The following is a 21,825-nucleotide window of genomic DNA, read 5'->3' as shown; positions in this document are numbered from 1 at the left end:
GTCAGGTGGGGGCATTTGCCGCACAGGATTGGTGCGGCGCTCGCGTGGTGATTATCTAACCGATTGAAATCAAAGCGTTTCTGCCGATGGCACGGGCCTTGCGAAGGCCTGTATGTCCGGGTGACAAGGAGTACGGCATGATCCGCACCTATTTTGATGAGATGTACGACGCTGGCGGCCAGGTCCGCCCGCATTATCGGGAGTTTGCCCGTTGGCTGGCCGAGACGCCTGACGAGCTTCTGGCACAACGGCGACGCGAGGCCGATCTGCTGTTTCATCGCGCCGGGATTACCTTCACGCTCTACGGTGATGAGCAGGGCACAGAGCGCCTGATTCCCTTCGACACCATCCCGCGCAGTATCCCCGCCAGTGAATGGCGCGTGGTCGAGCGCGGCTGTATCCAGCGGGTCAAGGCGTTGAACATGTTTCTCGCCGACCTTTACCACGAGCAGCGCATCATCAAGGCCGGGATCATTCCGGCCGAGCAGGTGCTGGCCAACGAGCAGTACCAGTTGGCGATGCAAGGCCTGGACCTGCATCGGGATATCTATTCGCACATTTCCGGCGTCGACCTGGTGCGCGACGGCGACGGCACGTACTACGTGCTCGAAGACAATCTTCGTACACCGAGCGGCGTCAGCTACATGCTCGAAGACCGCAAGATGATGATGCGCCTGTTCCCCGAGTTGTTTGCGGCCCAGCGCATTGCCCCCATCGACCATTACCCGAACCTGTTGCTCGACACCCTGAAAAGCTCAAGCCCGATCGAAAATCCGAGTGTCGTGGTGCTGACGCCGGGGCGCTTCAACAGCGCCTTCTTCGAGCATGCATTCCTGGCGCGAGAAATGGGCGTGGAGCTGGTGGAGGGTGCGGACCTGTTCGTGCGTGACGACAAGGTGTTCATGCGCACCACCGACGGGCCGAAAGCCGTCGATGTGATTTACCGCCGTCTCGACGATGCGTTCCTTGACCCGCTGGCGTTCAATCCCGACTCGATGCTGGGCGTGCCCGGCCTGCTGTCGTCCTATCGTTCGGGCAATGTCGTGTTGGCGAACGCCATCGGAACCGGGGTGGCAGACGACAAATCGGTGTATCCATTCGTCACCGACATGATCCGTTTCTACCTGGACGAAGAACCGATCCTGAAAAACGTACCCACGTGGCAGTGTCGCAATCCTTCTGAGCTGTCCCACGTCCTGGCCAACCTTCCGGAGCTCGTGGTCAAGGAAACCCAGGGCTCCGGCGGCTACGGAATGCTGGTGGGGCCCGCGGCGAGCGCAGCGGAAATCGAAGCCTTCCGCGCGCGCATCATCGCCAAGCCCCATGCCTACATCGCACAGCCGACACTGTCGCTGTCGACCTGTCCGACCTTTGTCGAAAGCGGCATCGCGCCACGCCATATCGACCTGCGTCCGTTTGTACTGTCTGGCCGCGAAACCCGGGTCGTGCCCGGCGGCTTGACCCGTGTCGCCCTGCGCGAAGGCTCCCTGGTGGTGAATTCCTCCCAGGGCGGCGGAACCAAGGACACCTGGGTGGTTGAGGATTGAAGGAAGCCTGACATGTTAAGTAGAACTGCCTCGGATTTGTATTGGATGTCGCGTTACCTGGAGCGGGCGGAAAACCTCGCGCGGATGCTCGACATCAGTTATTCGCTGTCGCTGATGCCCCAGGATGGCCGTGGGAACGGCCTGCACGAGTTGGCCATGCCGTTGCTGATTACCGGCACGCTGGATGATTATCTCGAACGCCACGGCGAGCTGCATGCCGAAAGGTTGTTGCATTTCTTTGCCCTGGACGCGGCCAACCCGGCCAGCATCTACAGTTGCCTCGGGGCCGCACGGGCCAGTGCCCACGCGGTACGTGGCCGCATCACCGCCGACATGTGGGAAAACATCAACGCCACTTGGCTGGAGATTCGCGGCATCGCCGAACAGGGCCTGGGCCGCTACGGCATGAGCCGTTTCTGCGAGTGGATCAAGGAACGTTCCCATCTGTTCCGTGGTGCGTCCTACGGCACCATCATGCGCAACGACGCGTTCCGTTTCATTCGCCTGGGGACATTCATCGAAAGGGCCGACAACACACTGCGCCTGCTCGATGCGCGCTACGAAATGGCCGGTGATCAGGCCGAAGCGGTCAGCGACGGCACGGCCCACGCCTATTACCAATGGAGTGCGTTGTTGCGGGCCCTGTCGTCTTTCGAGGCGTACACCGAGATCTACCGTGACGCCCCCGGCGCCCGGCATGTGGCCGAGTTGCTGCTGCTGCGGGCCGATGTTCCACGCTCTTTGCGCGCCTGCACCGAAGAAATCGATCTGATCCTGGCGCAACTGCCAGGGGCCAATGGCCGCCCGGCACAGCGCTTGGCTGCGGAGATGGACGCACGATTGCGCTATACCGGCATCAACGAAATCCTCGACGAAGGCCTGCATGCCTGGCTGACCGAGTTCATCCCGCTGGTGCGTCAGTTGGGTAATGCCATTCACAGTTCCTACCTGGAGGCTGCATGAGACTTTCCATAAGCCACGAGACCACCTATCACTACGAGGATCAGGTGCGGGCGAGCATCCAGTACCTGCGGCTGACGCCTCACGACAGCGAGCGCCAACACGTGCTCAGTTGGCAGCTCGATCTGCCGCGGCCGGTGCGCGCGCAACTGGATCCGTTCGGCAACATCCTGCACGTACTGACCATGGACGAACCCCACGCGGCCATCATCATCGGTGCCCGTGGCCAGGTCGACATCGACGAGTTGCGCGAAGCCGAGCACGAGAGCCAGTCGGCATTGCCGTTCTTGCGTTTCACCCGGCTGACCGAGGCCGACCAGGCGCTACGCGCGTTCGCCGACAAGGCGTGCAAGCAGCGCCGCGACCGAACGGCGCTGATCGACTTGATGCATGGCTTGAACCAGCACATGACCTACACGCCGGGCGCCACCGAAGTGGACACCAGCGCCGCCCAGGCTTTCGCCGGGCGTTCGGGTGTGTGCCAGGACCATACCCACGCGTTCCTCGCCTGCGCCCGCAGCCTGGGCGTGCCGGCGCGTTATGTGTCGGGTTACCTGTACAGCGAAAACAGCGAACACCTGGCCAGCCACGCCTGGGCCGAAGCCTGGCTCGATGACGCCTGGTACAGCTTCGATGTGACCAATGAACTGGCCCGTCCTGAACGCCATTTGAAGCTCGCGGTAGGGCTCGATTACCTGGACGCCTGCCCGGTACGTGGCATGCGCCGCGGTGGTGGGTGTGAGCAGATGCATGCAAAAGTGTTCGTATCGCCGACGCCTGTGCCGGTGATTTCCGTACAACAGCAGTAATCAGCAACCGCTCATCCTGTAGGAGCGAGCATGCTCGCGAAGAACGCGAGATCACCGCGGGGTGTCAGGTTTCCAGCGTTATCGTTGACGACCATCGCGAGCAGGCTCGCTCCTACAGGGGGATGTGGTCAGGGCCTGACCTTGCGCCCGGCCATGTGCTGCAAATACCCCACCAACATCTGCAGATCCCCATCCGGCAACACCTCGGCCGAGAACCCCGGCATTTTCGCCTGCGGCCACTGGCGCAAACTCTGCGGGTCGCGGATATAGCGCTGGAGGAAATCCGCGCCGAAGTACTCGGTCGGGTTGTACGGGATATTCAGGTCCGGGCCGAACTGCGAATCACCGGCACCGTTGAGTCGATGGCACGCCAGGCAGTTTTTCTGAAACAGCGCAAAGCCCTTGTTCACCGGATCGTCGGCCTTCAACGCAGGATCAGGCAGCAGGGCAGGGAAACGCGCGGCCACCGGTGCCATGCGCTTGATGCTGGCGACTTCGAACGGCCATTGTTCCGGGCTGATGTTGCCTGCACGCGGATCGGTCCAGACCAGGTAAAACGGCCCGGCGCTGTGTTTGCCTTCTGCCAGCGGCGGCCACGGCTGGGCCGGATCTTCGATCGCCAGCCAGGCACGCGCGCCTTGGGTATTGAGCAGCGGCGCCGCCGACAACTCGGCCGCAAAGCCGTCCAGCGCCACGGCTTGCAGGTGATCGTCAGGCTTGATGTCGGTCAATAGCGCAGCGAGCGGCACGGCGCGATAAGTCATGTCACGCTTGTAGGACACATCATTGCTGATACTGATGGTCTGGATCTGAGGATGCTTGAGCAACTCCTCGGATTGCCACGTGCGACTGTTCGCGCCCAGCTCAAGGTTCAGCTGTGCGGCATGAAGAGGCGTGCTGAGTAGCAGGGCCCCGAACACAATAAGCGTTTTCAAATGATCGCCATCCATGTCGTGCAAGTGCCGCAGAGGTTGGCACAGCCATACTGGCACGGGAAGCGAGCCAGTCACATTTTTACATGGCGATTAAAGACCTGCCGCCGTCTTTTCAAGATCGACTAACCGATCACCTTGGTCAGGTTTGGCAAAATCAACAATAGAGTGGTGGCGAAAAGAATGAGCCCGGCTTGACGAACTTTCGATTGTTTGAACATGGCTGACCGCCTTTTTTTTGTTATTTCCTGATGCCTGCCTGCCCATCTCCATGACGGCAAACGTTGCACTTCCTGTAGCACGAGCGTCTCGGCAAAACCCGACGACAACTTCGTACACCTTCACCTTAGAGCCCGCGTCACACTTGGTTTAGATCCATTTAGTATGGTGTTGTCACGGAATGCTATTAAAAAGGCATGAGGCCAATTGCCAGCTTCTTGAGCGGCCTTTTGCTAGACACCTGCGTGTGCTGAACCCCTTCACCGGGGGCGGGATGACCGTCCGTCTGAGCGTGTGGGTCAACGTTGATGAACGTTGCGGTCATTGAATGGCCGGCAGCTCGGAATAAGGTGGAGGCTCTCTGGAAGATCAGAAGATTGCAGCCCCATCAGGTTCGAGGACGCCATGACCCAAGCTTTGATTTTCGACGCGTTACGTACGCCCCGTGGCAAAGGCAAGCCCAGTGGCGCCTTGCACAGTGTCAAGCCGGTGAGCCTGGTGGCCGGCTTGCTCACGGCGCTGCAACAGCGAACCGACCTTGATACCAGCCAGGTCGACGACGTGGTACTCGGATGCGTGACGCCCATCGGCGACCAGGGCTCTGACATCGCCAAGACCGCGGTCCAGGTGGCGGAATGGGACGTCAGCGTGGCGGGCGTGCAGATCAACCGTTTCTGCGCCTCGGGGCTGGAGGCAGTGAACCTGGGGGCGATGAAAGTCCGTTCCGGTTTCGAAGACCTGGTGGTGGTCGGCGGCGTCGAGTCGATGTCACGCATCCCCATGGGCAGCGACGGCGGGGCGTGGGCGCTGGACCCGCAAACCAACCTGCACGGCCATTTCATTCCACAGGGCGTGAGCGCCGACCTGATCGCCACGCTTGAAGGTTTCAGCCGGCAGGACGTCGATGCCTACGCCTTGCACTCGCAACAAAAAGCCGCAAGGGCGAGGGCTGGCGGGGCGTTCAAAAACTCATTGGTGCCGGTGCAGGACCAGAACGGCATCATCCTGCTCGATCATGACGAGTTCATCCGCGCCGAATCGACCCTGGAAGGCCTTGGCAAACTCAAGCCGAGTTTCGAAATGATCGGGCAAATGGGGTTCGACGCCACTGCGCTGCGGGTTTTCAGCCAGGTGGAGCGGATCGATCATGTACACACCCCCGGCAACAGTTCCGGGATCGTCGACGGCGCAGCGTTGATGTTGATCGGCTCCGAAGCCATGGGCCAGGTCCTGGGCTTGCAGCCACGGGCGCGGATCGTCGCCACCGCAGTCACCAGCACCGATCCGACCCTGATGCTCACCGGTCCTGCGCCGGCCACCCGCAAGGCGTTGGCCAAGGCCGGGTTGCGGGTCGAAGACATTGATCTGTTCGAGGTCAACGAGGCGTTTGCCTCGGTGGTGTTGAAGTTCATCAGGGACATGGCCGTCGACCCGGAAAAAGTCAATGTCAACGGCGGCTCCATTGCCATGGGCCACCCGTTGGGCGCCACAGGCTGCGCCATTCTCGGCACGCTGCTCGATGAACTGGAAAGCCGGAGCCTGCGCTATGGCCTGGCGACTTTGTGTGTCGGCGGCGGCATGGGCATTGCCACCATCATCGAACGCCTCTGAGCCCCGATTGCAAGGAACCTGTATATGAGCCAAGCCATTCGCTACGAAAAAGGCCAGGACCGGATCGTCGTCCTGACCATCGACCTGCCGGGCCAGAGCGCCAACACCATGAATGCGCTTTACCGCGAAGCCATGGCCGACTGTGTCGCCCGCCTGCAGGCCGAAAAAAACAGCATCGCGGGTGTGATCATCACCTCGGCCAAGAAAACCTTCTTTGCCGGCGGCGATCTCAATGAGCTGATCAAGGTCGACAGGCCCCAGGCCACGGCTTTTTACAACAGGGTGCTGAGCCTCAAGAGCCAACTGCGCACCCTGGAAACCATTGGTAAACCCGTGGTCGCCGCAATCAATGGCGCGGCGTTGGGTGGAGGCTGGGAAATCTGCCTGGCTTGCCATCACCGCATAGCGCTGGACGATCCTTCCCTGCAACTCGGCCTGCCGGAAGTGACCCTCGGTTTGCTGCCGGGGGGTGGCGGCGTGGTACGCATGGTGCGAATGCTGGGCATTGAAAAAGCCCTGCCGTACCTGCTCGAAGGCAAGAAATTAGCCCCGCAGAAGGCCTTGCAAGCGGGTTTGATCGATGACCTGGCGAGCGATCGCGAGGCGCTGCTGAACAAGGCACGCACTTGGATCAAGGCCAATCCGACGGCGGTCCAGCGCTGGGACGTGAAGGGCTTTCAGATTCCAGGTGGCACGCCGTCGAACCCGAAAGTCGCCCAGATGCTGGCGATTGCACCGTCTATCCTGCGCAGTAAAACCCAGGGTACGTTGCCCGCGCCGGAGAAAATCCTGTGTGCGGCGGTGGAGGGTGCCCAGGTGGATTTCGACACGGCGCAGCTGATTGAAACCCGCTACTTCACAGAGCTGGTCACCGGCCAGGTCGCGAAAAACCTGATTGGCACCTTCTGGTTCCAGCTCAACCAGATCAATGCCGGTGGTTCGCGTCCTGAAGGTTTCGTGCCTTATGTGACGAAAAAAGTCGGCGTGCTCGGCGCCGGGATGATGGGGGCGGGTATCGCTTTTGTCAGCGCGTCGGCCGGTGTCGACGTGGTGCTCAAGGACGTCAACCTGGCAGCGGCCGATAGGGGCAAGGCGCATTCAGCTGCGTTGCTGGACAAGAAAGTGGCGCGCCGGCAGATCAGCGTCGAGCACCGTCAAACCGTGCTGGCGCGCATCCATACCACTGACAACGATGCCGATCTGGCGGGTTGCGACTTGATCATCGAAGCGGTATTCGAGGACCGTGAGCTGAAGGCCAAAGTCTCCTCGGCCGCGCAAAATGTGGTGGGCGCCGATGCACTGATCGCCTCCAACACCTCGACCCTGCCGATCAGTGGCCTCGCCACCGCGGTGGCGGACCCGAGCAAGTTCATTGGCCTGCATTTCTTCAGCCCCGTGGAAAAAATGCCATTGGTGGAAATCATCAAGGGCGCCCGCACCAGCGACGAAACCCTGGCCCGCGGGTTCGATTTCGTCCTGCAAATCCGCAAAACCCCTATCGTCGTCAACGACAGTCGGGGTTTCTTCACCTCTCGGGTGTTCGGCACGTTCACCAATGAAGGCATTGCCATGCTGGGTGAAGGCGTCTGCGCGGCGATGATCGAGACCGAGGCGCGCAAGGCTGGCATGCCAGTCGGACCTCTGGCGATCTCCGACGAAGTTTCCCTCAGCCTCATGAGCCATATCCGCCAGCAAACCGCCAAGGACCTGCAGGCAGAGGGCAAGGCGCTGGTCGAGCACCCGGCGTACGCCGTGATTGACTTGCTGCTCAGCGAGTACAAGCGTGCTGGCAAGGCCGCCGGGGGCGGGTTCTATGAATACCCGGCGGGCGGGCAAAAACAATTATGGCCAGAACTGAAAACCCGCTTTGAAAAGGCTGACAGGCAGATTTCGCCCAAGGATGTGCGCGATCGCCTGCTGTTTGTACAAGCCATCGAAACCGTGCGCTGTGTGGAGGAGGGTGTGCTGACGTCGACGGCGGATGCCAATATCGGCTCGATCTTCGGCATCGGTTTCGCTGCCTGGACCGGCGGTGCACTGCAGTTCATCAATCAGTACGGGGTCAAGGACTTCGTCGCCCGCGCCCAGTACCTGGCCGGGCAATACGGCGAGCGCTTTGCACCGCCGGCCCTGCTGCTGGAAAAAGCCGCCAAGGGCGAGGCGTTTTAGGGATCGGTGACACACTGCGGGGCTTGCCTTGTCACGGTGTTTCAAGGCAGGCTCTGGGGTGTGCATTATTCCCATCACGTGTCAGGTATTTTTTATGTCGTTACGCATCTGCATTCTGGAAACCGACAACCTGCGTCCGGAATTGGTCGACCAATATCAGGGCTACGGGCAGATGTTCAAACACCTGTTTTCGCAGCAACCCATCGCCGCTGAATTCACGATCTATAACGTGGTACAGGGTGAATATCCCAGCGATGACCAGACCTTCGATGCCTACCTGGTCACCGGCAGCAAAGCTGACTCCTTTGGCACCGATCCGTGGATCCAGACCCTCAAGGAGTACCTGCTGACCCGCTATGAGCGTGGCGACAAACTGTTGGGCGTGTGCTTCGGCCATCAGTTGCTGGCGCTGTTGCTGGGCGGCAAAAGCGAACGTGCAACGCAAGGCTGGGGCGTTGGCACGCATAAATACAAACTCGCTGCCAAGGCGCCTTGGATGAACCCGGTGAGGGAAGAGCTGACCCTGTTGATCAGCCACCAGGATCAGGTCACCTCGCTACCGGAAAACGCTACGGTGATCGCCTCCAGCGATTTCTGCCCGTTTGCCGCCTACCACATCAACGACCAGGTGCTGTGCTTCCAGGGGCATCCGGAATTCATCCACGACTATTCCCGGGCCTTGCTGGAAATTCGCCAGCAGGCGCTGGGGGAGCAAGTGTATTCCAAAGGAATCGCGAGCCTGGAAAGTGAACACCACGGCACCACGGTCGCCGAGTGGATGATGCGGTTTGTGGCGCACAAGCCAGAAACCGTTTAACGGCTAAAACCTTCGCGAGCAGGCTCGCTCCCACACTGATCTCCTGCAACATCGGAGATCCGATGTGGGAGCGAGCCTGCTCGCGAATATCCCGGACACATCGGTCTCGATTACAACCACCCCGACCTCTTGAAGCTCATCCACAACCCCACACACCCCACCGTAATGAACCCCAGAACCCCGAAATACCCGTAATGCCAGGTCAACTCCGGCATGTTCTGGAAGTTCATCCCGTAAATTCCCGCCACCGCCGTCGGGAACGCCAGGATCGCCGCCCACGCGGCAAACTTGCGCTGCACCACGCTCTGGCGTGAGGCTTCCAGCAACACCCCGACCTCAATGGTCTGGCTGGCAATGTCCGCCAGGGTCGTCAGGTCCTCCATCTGCCGCGTCACATGAATCTGCACGTCGCGAAAATACGGGCGCATGTTCTTGTCGATGAAGGGAAAGCTCAGTTTTTGCAGTTCCTCGCCAATTTCCACCATCGGCGCCGCGAACCGGCGCAAGCGCAACACATCGCGGCGTAGGCTGTGGAGTTTTTGAATGTCGTGCTCGTTCAGGGAGCCGCACATGACGTTGCGTTCCAGCTCATCGATTTGAGCATGAATGGCTTCGCCCATTGGCTGGTAGTTTTCAATGACAAAATCGAGAATGGCATAGAGTACGAAATCTTCCCCATGCTCCAGCAACAATGGACGCGCCTCACAACGCTGACGCACATAGGCGTAGGACGCCGAATGGCCGTTGCGCGCGGTGATGATGTAGCCGTTGCCGGCAAAAATATGGGTCTCAATGAACTTGAGCTTGCCTTCTTCCATGATGGGCGAATACGTAACGATGAACAGCGCATCGCCAAAGGTTTCCAGCTTCGGACGGCTGTGTTTTTCCAGGGCGTCTTCAATGGCCAGTTCATGCAGGTTGAACTGGCGTTGCAGGTTGTACAGTTCCTCGGCGTTCGGCTCTTCAAGGCCGATCCAGACAAAGTGCCCCGGCTTTGCAGCCCAGGCTGCGCCTTCGTCGAGGGTGATGTTGGTGACTTTTTTACCAGCGCTGTAAACCGCAGCAGCAACAACTCTACCCATGATGTTGATTCACTTCTTCTTGGCAGCTTTCTATGGCAAATGGCCGTGGCAGGCAGCGTTCAGCTTAGCCTTGTCTGCTATCGAGAGTCAGTGAAATCTTGTAGGAGCCAGGCTTGCCGGCGAAGGCGCCCGCCCATTCGATGGATTTGTCTGCGGTCGTACTGCATTTTCAAGCGGCTTGCAGCTGCCGATCCATCGAATCGATGCATTCGCGCATCTGCTCGCGGCACTGGGCCATTAACATCGGCATGTCATCCAGGCTCAATCCCGCGGTCGGAATGGCCGGCAAGGAACGGATCAGAATTTTCCCACTGCGCCAGCGGTTCAATCGCATGTGCTTGACGTAACTGCTGACACACACCGGTACGATGGGCACCCCGGCCGCGATGGCCATCTGGAAGGCGCCTTTTTTGAACGGCAACAGCTCTTCGCCCAGGTTGCGCGTGCCTTCCGGGAAAACCCAGATCGAAGTGTCTTCGTTTTGCAGGGTATGGGTGGTGGTCAACATCGACTGACGCGCCTTCTGCGCATTGCCACGGTCGATCAGCACATTGCCGGCCAGCCAGAACAACTGCCCGAACAAGGGCACCCATTTCAGGCTCTTTTTGCCGATGCATACCGTACGGCGGGGCACCACATTGCCAAACACGAACAAATCATAGTTGGACTGGTGGTTGGCAATGATCACGCAACTGTCGGGTTTGTCCATCAACGGCCCGACGTCGGCTTTTACCCGCAGTCGCAGAATGCACATTGCTGGCCACGCATAGAGGCGCGCGCACAGGCGACTGTTGTCCGGATTGAACGGGCGACACAGGCCAAGCACGACGCCCAGCACGCCCGCCACAATAAAGTGCAGGCCCATCAAAGACATACGTAAAGCGAACAGCATTTGCAGGCCCCACCGGGACAAAAGGTGGCGCAGTGTACGGATGTGCACTGTTTTCGGCAATTGCCACTATAGAGGCGGGAGATAGGCGATGTTTGAGCGCATGTTTCCGACTGAGGGGGCAGACGCGCTCTAGAGCGGTTGAAGACTTTTCAACGTGGCGTGTATGAAAAGCCCGACACGACGGTCGGGCTTTTCGTTGCTGCAGGTTGGGGCTTAACCCATATGCTCCTGATCCAGCATGATTGCGTTGTCCAGGGTGTCCAGCAGTGCCTTGCGTACTTTGAGCTTGGTGTTCTTGTGGGCGGTCATGTTGATCTTCTTCAACTGACGAGCCGCTGTCAGTGCTGCACCTTGCAGCTCCTCGGCCGACACCACCACGTCAAGGAAACCGGCATCCACCGCAGACTGCGGATTGAACATCTCAGCGTTGATCACCGAACGGTGGAACGCCGATTTGCGCAGGCGATCACGGGCCAGCTCGATACCGGCGTGGTGCATGGTCATGCCGATCTGTACTTCATTCAGGCCAATGCTGAACGGACCGTCGACACCGATGCGATAGTCGGCGGACAGCAGCAGAAACGCGCCCTTGGCCACGGCATGCCCAGGGCAAGCCACAATCACCGGGAAAGGGTGCGACAACAGGCGACGGGCGAGCGTCGAGCCGGCAGTCACCAGCGCCATGGCTTCTTTAGGGCCGGACGTCATCACTTTCAGATCGTACCCGCCCGACAGAATCCCTGGCTGACCGGTAATGATCACCACCGCGCGATCAGTCACCGCCTGATCCAGCGCAGCGTTGAACGCCGCAATCACGTCCGGAGAGATGGCATTGACCTTGCCGTTGCTCAAGGTCAGGGTCGCGATACCGTCTTCGAGGTGGTAGGAAATCAACTCACTCATGACGCTAATCCTTTCAGTAAAGTAGGGCAGACGTTACTCACCGACACCCGCCAGGTAAAGCGCCGTGACTGACTCGCCAGTCACGCTTAACGCCGTCGGCCAGCGGCCCCCGGCACGCCAGCCGCGCATCGCCAGCTATATAGAAGGGGATGCCAAGCCGGAGATTGGCCGGTTTGCCATTACCCAGGGCAACCAGAAACAGCTATGCGAGTTAAGCGCATGAAAATTCTGAAAAAAATGTTTGCCATCAGAAAAGCTTTCGACTACATTAGCGCGCCTCGACAGACAGAACTTGTTTGAAGAGATACGGTGAAGTGTCCGAGTGGCTTAAGGAGCACGCCTGGAAAGTGTGTATACAGGAAACTGTATCGAGAGTTCGAATCTCTCCTTCACCGCCACATTTATACGAAAAAGCCCTGATTATTCAGGGCTTTTTCGTTTCTGCGTTTCTGAAAAAAATCCCAGCCCGCGACAATGCTTACCCTGGCATCGCCCAGGACTGCAGCGTGTAACCCCCCTGGCTCAACTCGGCGCGCACTTCTTGCAGCAGGCTTTCCAGCTGCGCCGGGTCGGAATAGGTGCTGCTTGGAATCTGTTTGCGACAAATTCGAGTGGCGGCCCGGTCGATGACGGTCAGGCTCAGGTCGCCATTACCGTCTTGCGGAGCCCAGGCGACGCATTGAAAAGGTTCGAATGCCTGGCCGGCAATCAAGAGTGCTTCGTTGATGCGAAACGGGGTGCTCATGGAGCCTCTCTCCTTGTACCCAAACAAATGACGTGCCGCCGGTTGGGCTTACCGGCGGCTATCTATTGCGTTTGCGTGATTCGATCTTCACCTGTGCAATCAAGCTGCTGTATCGCAGGCGGTGTCCCGCTCTGCTCCACAGCGGTCCTTCATTGCTTTACAAAGCTGCCTGGCGCCGGCTCCAGAGGCGGGTATTGGTCATTGCCGATGTGCGCAACCGCGGGTTGACGCTCGCCTGAGTGCCCCGCCAGCCAGTTGAACCAGTCATTCCACCAGCTACCTTGTTGCTGCTCGGCATTCTTGAACCAGGTCTCGGGGTTTTTAGTCACCCGATTGTTGGTCCAGTAATGACGCTTCTGCTTGGCCGGCGGATTGACGACGCCGGCGATGTGCCCGGAAGCACCCAGTACGAAACGCTTGGGCCCGGAAAGCAGGTGGGTGCTGGCGTAGGCGCTCTTCCACGGCACGATGTGATCGTCATGGGTGGCGAGGATGTAGGCGGGCGCGTCGATTGCACGAAAATCCAGCTTGGTCCCGCAGCACTCCAGCTCGCCTGACTTCAAGTCGTTCTGCAGGTAGGTGTGGCGCAGGTACCAGCAGTACATCGGCCCTGGAAGGTTGGTGCTGTCGTTGTTCCAGAACAGCAGGTCCAGTGGAATCGGCTTTTGCCCCTTGAGGTATTTGTCGACGTTGTAGTTCCACCACAGTTCGTTGGGGCGCAGCAGGGAAAAGGTATTGCCCATGTCTTCGCCACGGAACAATCCGATAGGGCCGTTGACACCGCCAATGGTGCGCTCGCGGTAGGCCACCAGTTCTTCATCGACGAAGATGTCGATGGGACCGGTATCCAGGTAATCGAGGAACGTGGCGAACAGGCTCAGGCTGGCGATCTCGCGGTCGCCACGTGCAGCCAATACGGCCAGCGCCGTACTCAACAGGGTGCCGCCAATGCAGAAACCCACGCAATTGAGGCGCTGTTGGCCACTGATCTCGCGGGTCACTTTCACGGCGTTTATCACCCCGTGCTCGATCAGGTCGTCCCAGGTGGTACCGGCGTGTTCCTGGTCAAAGTTGCGCCAGGAGACCAGGAATACGGGATGTCCCTTTTCCAGCAGGTGGCGGACCATCGAGTTGTCGGGGCGCAGATCAAGGATGTAGTACTTGTTGATCGATGGAGGTACGACGAGCACCGGCTGCTGGTACTGGGTTTCGCTTTGCGGGTAGTACTGGATGAGTTGGAAGATGCGATTCTCGAAGACGACTTCGCCGGGGGTATTGGCCAGGTCGACACCCACCTTGAAGGCGCCGCTATCGCACTGGCGCATTTTGCCTTCGTTCATGTCGCTGGCCATATGCTGCATCCCTGTGATCAGGCTGGCACCTTGGGTCTCGACCGCACGCTGCAACGCATCAGGGTTGCTGGCCAGGAAATTGCTCGGTGCACTGGCGGCAATGGCTTGCTCCACCAGATAGCGCAGGCGTTGGCGTGCTTTCTTTTCGTCGATTCGCAGCTTGTCGAGCAGTTTCAGCAAGAAGCTGGAGTTGAGCAGGTAAAACGCGGCGAGGGAGCCGAACAGGGGGGCGCTCCAGTTGCCGCTGGTGAAGCGTCGATCATCAAAGCTGAAGGGCTGGCCGGTCAGCAGTTTCTGGCCGAGTTGAGCCCATTCAACCTGGTAGTCCGCTTGAAGGCTGTCCAGGGTCTCGCGAGGCAGGTCGAACCAGGTGTCGTGGTCATGCCCGGAAAACCACGGATTGGTGCTCACCCATAGGCGCAATTGTTGCACTGCAAAAGAGGCGATGAACGGAACCTGTCCTGACCAGAAGGTTTTGAATGTATGCGCGTTGTTGTCCATAAAATTCATACCGATGTGCCGGGCAGAAAAAAGCCGCGCTATACCGGATTGCGGCGTAGCGACGGCAAGGGAGGCGGGCAACGTTGTCCGAGGCCAGCCTGATGCGCGGAGCAAGGAGCCCAAGTCCGCGCATTGGCTATTCGTATGCCGTCGGTTAGCGTTCGATAGCCAGGCCGACGCCTTGTCCGCCACCGATGCACAAGGTGGCCAGTCCTTTCTTGCCATCGCGACGGATCAGTTCGTGCACCAGCGACACCAGGATCCGTGCGCCCGACGCGCCGATCGGATGGCCAAGGGCGATCGCGCCGCCGTTGACGTTGACTTTGCTGGTGTCCCAGCCCATCTCTTTGCCAACCGCCAGGGCCTGGGCGGCGAAGGCTTCGTTGGCTTCGATCAGATCCAGGTCTTCGACGCTCCAGCCGGCCTTTTGCAGGGTCAGGCGTGTGGCCGGGACCGGGCCGATACCCATGATCGACGGGTCCACACCGGCGCTGGCATAGGCCTTGATTTTGGCCAGTACTGGTAAGCCCAGCGCTTGGGCTTTGGCGGCGCTGGCCAGCAACAGCACGGCCGCACCGTCGTTGAGGGTCGAAGCGTTGCCAGCGGTCACGCTGCCGTCTTTCTGGAAGGCCGGTTTGAGCTTGGCCAAGGCTTGCGCCGTACTGTCGACACGCGGCTGTTCGTCGGTGTCGAAGGCCAGCGGTTCGCCCTTGCGCTGAGGGATCAGGATCGGCGTGATTTCGCTCTGGAAACGCCCGCCCTCAATGGCGGCGGCGGCCTTCTGTTGCGAGGCGGCAGCGAAGGCATCCTGTGCTTCACGGGAGATTTCGTACTTCTGCGCCAGGTTCTCGGCGGTGATGCCCATGTGGTAGTCGTTGAATGCATCCCACAGGCCATCCTGGATCATGCTGTCTTGCAGTTGCGCATGGCCCATGCGCAGGCCGGTGCGTGCCTTGGGCAGGACATAGGGGGCCAGGCTCATGTTTTCCTGACCGCCAGCGATGATCAGTTCCGCGTCGCCGCAACGGATGGCCTGTACGGCGAGGTGGACCGCCTTGAGGCCGGAGCCGCAGACCTTGTTCAAGGTCAGGGCAGGCGTGGTGTGGGGCAAGCCAGCCTTGATCGCGGTCTGGCGTGCCGGGTTTTGCCCAGCGCCGGCGGTGAGCACCTGGCCGAGGATCACTTCATCAATTTGCGCAGCTTGGACACCCGTCTGCTCCAGCAGGCGGCGAATCACTGCTGCACCCAGTTCGGTCGCGGGAATTGCAGACAAGGCACCCTGGAAACTGCCAATGGCGGTACGCGTAGCGGCAACGATTACGACTTCGTTCATGCATGACCTCATGGAAAAGACAAAATTCGACGAGCAAACCTGGGCATTAAGGCCCGGGTCAGGGTTACTGCATGTTCATGCCGCCGTTTACCGAGAAGTCGGCACCGGTGCTGTAGGCGGATTCATCGGACGCCAGCCAGGCAACGATCGAGGCGATCTCTTCCGGCAGGCCAAGGCGACCCACCGGGATTCCCGAGATCATGCCTTCGAGAATGTCCGGGCGAATGGCCGCGGTCATGGAGGTCTGGATGTAGCCTGGGGATACGGTATTGACGGTCACGCCCTTGCCGGAGACTTCCCGGGCCAGTGCCATGGTGAAACCATGGATGCCAGCCTTGGCGGCGGAGTAGTTGGTCTGGCCGAACTGGCCACGCTGACCGTTGATCGAGGAGATATTGATGATCCGCCCCCAACCTTTGGAGAGCATGCCCTCAATGACCTGCTTGGTGGTGTTGAACAAGCCCGTCAGGTTGGTCCCGATCACGCTGTCCCAGTCTTGCGGGGTGAGCTTGCGAAAAGAGGCGTCGCGAGTGATGCCGGCGTTGTTGACCAGCACATCGATCGGGCCGAATTGTTCACGAGCCATCTCGAAAGCCTTGCGGGTCGACTCCCAGTCGGTGACGTCGCCATAGATGAACTCGAACTCGTAACCTGCCTCACGCTGGCTGGCAGCCCAGTCGTCCTTGCGGCTGGAGTCAGAACTGCAGCCGACGATTACCTTGAATCCTTCCTTGTATAGACGTTGGCTGATTGCTGTACCGATACCGCCCATACCACCCGTTACCAAAGCAATACGACTACGCGATTCCATACATCTACTCCGTTTTTTTTTTTGCGCTGCAGGAGTGGTGATTGTTGGTTATCGACGGGCTGTGGGGGAAGTGTTTGAAGGTGACGTTCTCCTGTCCTTCGGTGCCACGCGGAAGGGAGGGGGATGGCAAAAAATGAGGAGTACCTATACTTGGATCAATACTTAAAACTGAATGGATAGTTAATATTTCTGCAACAGAGTTGAAATATGTTCTACACGTGTCAGCATCGGCTCCGGACAGGACGTTCGGTTCCACTGGTCATTGAGGACGCCATGTACAGGATAAGTTCAGGTTATGCCAGCGTGCTGGCGAATACGTTTTTGGCCCAGGGTCTCGACCTTGCCGCTCTGTGCGAGGAGGCGGGACTGGATATCGGGTTCGTGAATAAACCAGGGGCATTCTGCGAGCGAAACGTTATCTATCGTCTCTGGGATCTGGCGGCCCAGGCTTCGAACGATCCGAATATCGGTCTGAAAGCCTACGGGGAATGCCATCCCAGCAGTTTTCAGATCGTGGGCTACACGATGATGTCCAGTTCGAACCTGAAAAGGGCGCTTGAACGCCTGGTCCGTTTCAGCCCGTTGATCGGCACCGGATTCAGCCTTTTCCTTGTCCAGGAGGAGCAGCATTACCGATTGGCCAGTCTCGATCATCAGCAAGATGGCTCGGTCAAACCACGGCAATATACGGATGCAGCCTTGGCGTCGCTGCTGGGCTTCTGCCGTTGGCTGGCAGGTGGCAAGTCACCGCAACCCATGAGTGTGGAGTTCTCCTATCCCGAGCCAGAAGACACGTCGCAGCATCAGCGACTTTTTGGCTGCCCGCTGAGTTTCGGGGCGGCCTATGACAGCATCCTGTTCGACGGCCAGGAGCTCCTGACGCCATTGAGCATGGCCAATGAGGCGCTGGCCACGCTGCATGACAGTTTTGCCGAAGCTCAATTGGACCAGTTGTCCGGGTACTCGATCGTTGGCAGGATTCGCCGCCTTTTGACCGAGCGCTTGAGCCAGGGGCAAGGCCAGGGGCAGTGTGATATGGAGTCGATTGCAGCAGCGCTGAACATCAGCAAGCGCACACTTCAGCGCGGTCTTGAGAAGGATGGGACGCAATTCAAGGATGTCCTGAGCGATGTGCGCCGGCAGATGGCCGAATTCTACTTGCGCCACTCTCATTTCAACCTGAAGCATGTCACCCACCTGCTCGGCTTTCATGATCACAGCAGCTTCCACAAGGCGTGCACCCGTTGGTTCGGTATGACCCCCGGCCAATATCGAACCCATGAGTCGTTGCCTGTGCTCAAGGACGTCGTGCCGGTCCTACCCATGAGTGCTATAGGTCGGCGCGGGGATCACAAGATCCCAAGCTTCGCCAGAGATTACGTCGAACGGATGCACCGCTAATCTCCTGTGAAGGCACATTGAGAGATGGAGTTCCACGAGGGCCTCCAGGATGACAACCGATTCACTGGGCGCTCGGCTCAGGTGCGTGGAGATTTCGCGGAGGCTGGGCGCCGGTGAAGGCGCCCAGTACGCCGTAAATACCGTAGAAACAGATCTCTTGAGTGGCGTCACGCACGTCGCGGTACGCATTCAGGGTGTCTTGCATCTGGTTGGAGAACAGCTCCTGCCAGGCCAGCAGCGGGTTGTCCTGGTGTGCGGGACGACGGTTACGGTTGACCGCTGAAACTGTCCCGGGCAACCACCATAGCGTCGGATTCAAGCTGCTCCAAAACAATTGCTGCTGATGGAAGGGGTGCGTCCTGCGCATCCATTCGGCCGTGGGTTCGTTGATGATCTGACGCAGCCACGGACGTATCGATCCGTCGTAAAACGCACTGTTGATTTCAGAGGCGCGCACGACCGAAGAGAATTCGCGATCGTCATCACGGACAGGCTCGTGGTCATCGTGAATATCGGCAATTCGCCTTGATTGGAAATGCACCCGGTATTGCATGTCACCGCTGCCTGAAGTGGCCGGCAGGTCGTCAATCAGCATCTCATGCAGCCCGGGCGGCAGCGCATTGATGGCTTCGACCGCACCTAGCAACCCTCGGTGTTCGCGCCGCGCCACCTGGCCCGAGACAAAGATACCCAAGTGGCCGATGCTGGCATGCCGCAGGTAGACGATGGTGCGGCCTGCCTCCTGCAAGGCGAGATCGCTGGAATAGACATCGGCGATCCAGTTCAACGCCTGTTGGGGAGGGGTGATGTTGTCCCCGTAGGAGCAGAACACCACCACCGGCACTTCGATCCGTTTCAGGTCGATACCGTTACTCTTGCGGTCGGCACGGCCCGACAATTGGTTGCCGATGAACAGATCATCGACAATCATCTCGATCTCTTCTCCATTGAGCAGGGTCGGGCTACCCCACCAGCGTTCGAAATCGAGGAAGCGCCCGGCCTCGCTGTCGATCTGGCTGAACAACTGGTAATACTTGCCCCAATAGGTGTTGGCCGGGTCGAGGTTTTCGAAGTTGCTGACCAGCCAGGTACCGTCAAATCGGCCATTGCCCAAGTCGCTGCCAAGGCGAGCCATCCAGCCGCCACCCAGCAGGCCGCCGGTATAGCGCATGGGATTGCGTCCATTGATGCCGGCCCAGTAAGACAAGGGGGCGCCGTTGATAATGATCAGGCCGGGTAGCTCCGGTCGTGTGGCCGCCAGGCCCATCAAGGCCCAGCCGGCCTGGCAGTTGCCGATGATGATCGGCTTGTCGTTGGCTGGGTGCAGGGCGCTGACGGCTTCGATGAACCGGGCCTGGGCCTGGACGATATCGTCCAGGGTTTGCCCAGGCTGTGGCGAGTGACTGAAAGAGATGAAGTAGGTGGGGTGCCCGGCCCTGAGGCTCTCACCTATGATCGAATCCTGCTTGAAACCACCGATTCCCGAACCATGTCCCCCGCGCGGGTCAATGATGATCACCGGCTGGCTGTTACCGTCGATTTCTTGCTCGGGGCCGGGGAGGATCCGCAGCAGTGAAAAATTGACCGGGCGCGCAAGATCAGGGCCAGCGATCAAGGTTTCATGATCGAACTTGAGCAACAGTGGATACCCGGCGCGTTCATGGGCCAGCCTGTTGTCGCCGCGCTGGCGCAGGGTGTCCCAGAACAGCAGGCAGCGTTGGCTGAAGTCGATGACATATTCCTGCCATTGAGCGGGAGTAGGTTGTCTGAGTTGGCCTCGTTTCAGGGGCGTGAGGGTTTTTTTCTGGCGTTGGCGCACAGCCTCGAGGACGTTCAGCGCATTGAGGCGCTGCAGATGACTCAGGTGTTCCCACAGGCCGCGTTGTTCCTGTTGCGATGCACTAATGTCTTCCTGGTCCATGGTGATCTCCTGACGATAGGCATGTAGGAGTCTATAGCGAACATCCGTAGGATAGGGAAGTCTTTTGTGCGGTGCACAAAAAATCGTTGCCAAAAGAAATTGTGCACTGCAATATAAACCCTAACGCGATGACCGGCAGGATCGCTCTCGCGTCCTCAGGCCCGAGTCGGCCTTCAAACCAGGAGATTCAAGCATGTCTTTTTTCAACTCGGAAAAATTGCAAGACGCTCAGAAAGCCAACCTCGACCTCCTGCAGCAAATCAGCGGCAAAATCTTTTCCAGTGTCGAGCAGCTGAGCCAGTTGCAGTTCAAGACCCTGCAGGCCTCCACCGAGGAGCAGTTCGAGGGCTTTCGCAAGCTGCTTTCGGTACGTGATCCACAAGGATTCGCCGAGCTCCAGGCGTCTTTCATCCAGCCAAATGTGCAAGCCGAACGCCTGGCTGATTACAACCGTCAAGTGCAGGCGCTGATTGTCGATACCCACTCGGAAATCGCCAAGCTGACCTCGCGTCAGGTCGAGGCAGGCACCCAGCAGGTGCGAGAGTTTGTTGACGTGATCAGCAAGAATGCACCGGCTGGCTCCGAGCCTGTCGTGGCTGGGTTCAAATCGTCGCTGGCCAATGCCGGTGCCGTTTTTGAAAGTGCACAGAAAGCGGTAAAACAGGCTGCTGACGTTGCCCAGAGCAACTTTGACGCAGCGACCGCTGCAGTTGGCAAAACCGCTGCTGGTGGCAAGGCTGATAGCAAGTAAGCCTGATCAGGCTGGTTACAGGATGGCGATGGGGGTTACTCCCCATCGCCATTTTTTTTCGGCCCGCCATCGGCACCTGGCTTGCCTGGGGGCACGGCGCCGAACATTCCGAAGAGGTTCTGGGTGTTCAGGTAGAGCGCTTTTGACTGGTCGACATACTGGCGCATCAAATCCTGCATGACCGGTGCCTGCTGGTGCATGAACGCGCTCCAGGTTTCGGAGGACTGAGCGCCGGTCTGGGACTGGATGTCGATGACCGTCTGGATGCTTTTGTCCAGATAGCTGCCAAGGACGCTTTGGTAGGGACCGTAGAACTGGATGATCCCCATCAGCATCTCACTGGAGAAGATCGGCTGACCGCCACTTTCGGCTTCCAGAATGACCTGCAGCAAAATACTCCGGGTCAGGTTCTCGCCAGTCTTGGCGTCGACCACCTCGAACGGAATTCTATCGACGACCAATTGGCGTATATCCGCAAGGGTCAGATGACTGCTGGTGTGCGTGTCATACAGACGGCGATTCGGGTATTTCTTGATCAGACGGGTGGTGTTCCGACTGTTTTCTGTCATGCGGGGCTACTCACAGCGAGCCTGGTTTGCTGGCATCTTAACCTACTCTGGGCACTGCCACTCTTATGTGTCGCCTCACAATCACACTGCGGTGTCGGTCAAACTGCTCTGACAGGCTTCGCCCATTCGTCGGGCATTCGCTTGTCTGAACAACAAGTCCGTTAATGACCGGCTAGTCTCAAAATCCTTGGTGATCGATATTTTTCGGGCAAAGGGCTTGCCGGTGTCGATCCCGTATTTTTGAGAGGGGTGAAGCGATGACTGAACCGTACATCGAAGACGACGGCGCAGAATATCCGATCAACAACTACGTTCAATGCGGCCAGACAGAGTATGTGGCCAGCTTTGGCGAAGATCAGGCCAAGGTCCTCAAGATCAAGACCAAGGCATGCCGAGTGTTGAAGGGAAAATTCCTGCCCAAGCTTACAGAACCGGCCAGCAAGTAAATGACCCGCGAGCCAACCCCGTCATCGAACGGGGTTTTTTGTGTGCGCCCAGCA

The 21,825-nt window shown here is 59.0% G+C and carries 21 protein-coding genes and 1 tRNA gene; 11 read left to right on the top strand and 11 right to left on the bottom strand.

Features of this window, described 5'->3' with window-relative positions:
- The first annotated feature begins 137 nt into the window (after window positions 1-137).
- From PG5_RS05565 to PG5_RS05555, 3 genes are read left to right on the top strand one after another with little or no spacing between them, the layout of a single operon-like run.
- Window positions 138-1,547 (top strand): circularly permuted type 2 ATP-grasp protein, encoded by a 1,410-nt coding sequence (locus tag PG5_RS05565; RefSeq protein WP_020796117.1) that lies wholly within the window; start codon window positions 138-140, stop codon window positions 1,545-1,547.
- Window positions 1,548-1,559: 12 nt separating this feature from the next.
- Window positions 1,560-2,510 carry an alpha-E domain-containing protein gene (locus PG5_RS05560; RefSeq protein ID WP_020796116.1) on the top strand — a complete coding sequence of 317 codons (951 nt, stop codon included), beginning with the start codon at window positions 1,560-1,562 and terminating at the stop codon, window positions 2,508-2,510.
- Window positions 2,507-3,316, top strand: coding sequence for a transglutaminase family protein (locus tag PG5_RS05555; RefSeq protein ID WP_020796115.1), 810 nt, complete (start codon window positions 2,507-2,509; stop codon window positions 3,314-3,316). Before PG5_RS05560 ends, PG5_RS05555 begins: the two co-directional genes overlap by 4 nt.
- Before the next feature lie 128 nt (window positions 3,317-3,444).
- On the opposite strand, the gene PG5_RS05550 is transcribed toward PG5_RS05555, so the two are convergent.
- Window positions 3,445-4,266 carry a cytochrome c gene (locus PG5_RS05550; protein ID WP_020796114.1) on the bottom strand — a complete coding sequence of 274 codons (822 nt, stop codon included), beginning with the start codon at window positions 4,264-4,266 and terminating at the stop codon, window positions 3,445-3,447.
- 75 nt (window positions 4,267-4,341) lie between these two features.
- Window positions 4,342-4,587, bottom strand: a complete 246-nt coding sequence (locus PG5_RS34385; protein ID WP_162276359.1) for a hypothetical protein — start codon at window positions 4,585-4,587, stop codon at window positions 4,342-4,344.
- A gap of 285 nt (window positions 4,588-4,872) precedes the next feature.
- Here PG5_RS34385 and PG5_RS05545 point away from each other — a divergent pair, with 285 nt between their 5' ends.
- The 3 genes from PG5_RS05545 to PG5_RS05535 all read left to right on the top strand — a co-directional run bounded on the left by PG5_RS05545 (window position 4,873) and on the right by PG5_RS05535 (window position 9,064).
- The gene (locus PG5_RS05545; protein WP_020796112.1) at window positions 4,873-6,078 is read left to right on the top strand and encodes an acetyl-CoA C-acetyltransferase; all 1,206 of its coding nucleotides are present in this window, start codon (window positions 4,873-4,875) and stop codon (window positions 6,076-6,078) included.
- A gap of 24 nt (window positions 6,079-6,102) precedes the next feature.
- The gene (locus PG5_RS05540) at window positions 6,103-8,247 is read left to right on the top strand and encodes a 3-hydroxyacyl-CoA dehydrogenase NAD-binding domain-containing protein (protein WP_020796111.1); all 2,145 of its coding nucleotides are present in this window, start codon (window positions 6,103-6,105) and stop codon (window positions 8,245-8,247) included.
- Between the two features lie 94 nt (window positions 8,248-8,341).
- Window positions 8,342-9,064, top strand: coding sequence for an amidotransferase (locus PG5_RS05535; RefSeq protein WP_020796110.1), 723 nt, complete (start codon window positions 8,342-8,344; stop codon window positions 9,062-9,064).
- A gap of 110 nt (window positions 9,065-9,174) precedes the next feature.
- Here PG5_RS05535 and PG5_RS05530 read toward each other — a convergent pair whose 3' ends face one another.
- From PG5_RS05530 to PG5_RS05520, 3 genes are all read right to left on the bottom strand, one after another.
- Window positions 9,175-10,146, bottom strand: a complete 972-nt coding sequence (locus PG5_RS05530; RefSeq protein ID WP_020796109.1) for a magnesium and cobalt transport protein CorA — start codon at window positions 10,144-10,146, stop codon at window positions 9,175-9,177.
- Between the two features lie 169 nt (window positions 10,147-10,315).
- Window positions 10,316-11,038, bottom strand: coding sequence for a 1-acyl-sn-glycerol-3-phosphate acyltransferase (locus PG5_RS05525; RefSeq protein ID WP_020796108.1), 723 nt, complete (start codon window positions 11,036-11,038; stop codon window positions 10,316-10,318).
- 213 nt (window positions 11,039-11,251) lie between these two features.
- Window positions 11,252-11,941, bottom strand: a complete 690-nt coding sequence (locus tag PG5_RS05520; protein WP_020796107.1) for a crotonase/enoyl-CoA hydratase family protein — start codon at window positions 11,939-11,941, stop codon at window positions 11,252-11,254.
- A gap of 64 nt (window positions 11,942-12,005) precedes the next feature.
- Here PG5_RS05520 and PG5_RS34110 point away from each other — a divergent pair, with 64 nt between their 5' ends.
- Both PG5_RS34110 and PG5_RS05515 read left to right on the top strand, forming a co-directional pair.
- The gene (locus tag PG5_RS34110; protein WP_020796106.1) at window positions 12,006-12,164 is read left to right on the top strand and encodes a hypothetical protein; all 159 of its coding nucleotides are present in this window, start codon (window positions 12,006-12,008) and stop codon (window positions 12,162-12,164) included.
- A gap of 85 nt (window positions 12,165-12,249) precedes the next feature.
- Window positions 12,250-12,339 (top strand) — tRNA-Ser (locus PG5_RS05515).
- An 80-nt stretch (window positions 12,340-12,419) separates the two neighbouring features.
- Here PG5_RS05515 and PG5_RS05510 read toward each other — a convergent pair.
- The 4 genes from PG5_RS05510 to phbB all read right to left on the bottom strand — a co-directional run bounded on the left by PG5_RS05510 (window position 12,420) and on the right by phbB (window position 16,683).
- Window positions 12,420-12,686, bottom strand: coding sequence for a hypothetical protein (locus PG5_RS05510; RefSeq protein WP_020796105.1), 267 nt, complete (start codon window positions 12,684-12,686; stop codon window positions 12,420-12,422).
- Between the two features lie 149 nt (window positions 12,687-12,835).
- Window positions 12,836-14,539 (bottom strand): class I poly(R)-hydroxyalkanoic acid synthase, encoded by a 1,704-nt coding sequence (gene phaC / locus PG5_RS05505; RefSeq protein ID WP_020796104.1) that lies wholly within the window; start codon window positions 14,537-14,539, stop codon window positions 12,836-12,838.
- Between the two features lie 154 nt (window positions 14,540-14,693).
- Window positions 14,694-15,872 (bottom strand): acetyl-CoA C-acetyltransferase, encoded by a 1,179-nt coding sequence (locus tag PG5_RS05500; RefSeq protein ID WP_020796103.1) that lies wholly within the window; start codon window positions 15,870-15,872, stop codon window positions 14,694-14,696.
- 64 nt (window positions 15,873-15,936) lie between these two features.
- Window positions 15,937-16,683 carry an acetoacetyl-CoA reductase gene (phbB, locus tag PG5_RS05495; protein WP_080725291.1) on the bottom strand — a complete coding sequence of 249 codons (747 nt, stop codon included), beginning with the start codon at window positions 16,681-16,683 and terminating at the stop codon, window positions 15,937-15,939.
- Between the two features lie 273 nt (window positions 16,684-16,956).
- On the opposite strand from phbB, the gene PG5_RS05490 reads away from it, so the two are divergent.
- A complete protein-coding gene (locus tag PG5_RS05490; protein ID WP_020796101.1) occupies window positions 16,957-18,084 on the top strand; it encodes an AraC family transcriptional regulator in 1,128 nt (375 codons plus the stop codon).
- 61 nt (window positions 18,085-18,145) lie between these two features.
- On the opposite strand, the gene PG5_RS05485 is transcribed toward PG5_RS05490, so the two are convergent.
- A complete protein-coding gene (locus PG5_RS05485) occupies window positions 18,146-20,005 on the bottom strand; it encodes a DUF3141 domain-containing protein (RefSeq protein WP_020796100.1) in 1,860 nt (619 codons plus the stop codon).
- 193 nt (window positions 20,006-20,198) lie between these two features.
- Between PG5_RS05485 and phaP the strand changes: the two genes are divergently transcribed.
- Window positions 20,199-20,756, top strand: a complete 558-nt coding sequence (phaP, locus tag PG5_RS05480; RefSeq protein ID WP_020796099.1) for a TIGR01841 family phasin — start codon at window positions 20,199-20,201, stop codon at window positions 20,754-20,756.
- Between the two features lie 35 nt (window positions 20,757-20,791).
- Here the strand turns inward: phaP and phaR are convergent, their stop codons facing one another.
- Window positions 20,792-21,325: a polyhydroxyalkanoate synthesis repressor PhaR gene (phaR, locus tag PG5_RS05475; protein ID WP_020796098.1), complete on the bottom strand. Its 534-nt coding sequence runs from the start codon at window positions 21,323-21,325 to the stop codon at window positions 20,792-20,794.
- Between the two features lie 257 nt (window positions 21,326-21,582).
- Here phaR and PG5_RS05470 point away from each other — a divergent pair, with 257 nt between their 5' ends.
- Window positions 21,583-21,771, top strand: coding sequence for a hypothetical protein (locus PG5_RS05470; RefSeq protein WP_020796097.1), 189 nt, complete (start codon window positions 21,583-21,585; stop codon window positions 21,769-21,771).
- Window positions 21,772-21,825: the final 54 nt, after the last annotated feature.

Origin of the sequence: Pseudomonas sp. G5(2012), assembly GCF_000408945.1 — a bacterium.
Lineage (GTDB): Bacteria > Pseudomonadota > Gammaproteobacteria > Pseudomonadales > Pseudomonadaceae > Aquipseudomonas > Aquipseudomonas umsongensis.
The sequence above is the reverse complement of the archived record's forward strand: the minus strand, read 5'-3'. Positions and strand labels throughout refer to the sequence as shown.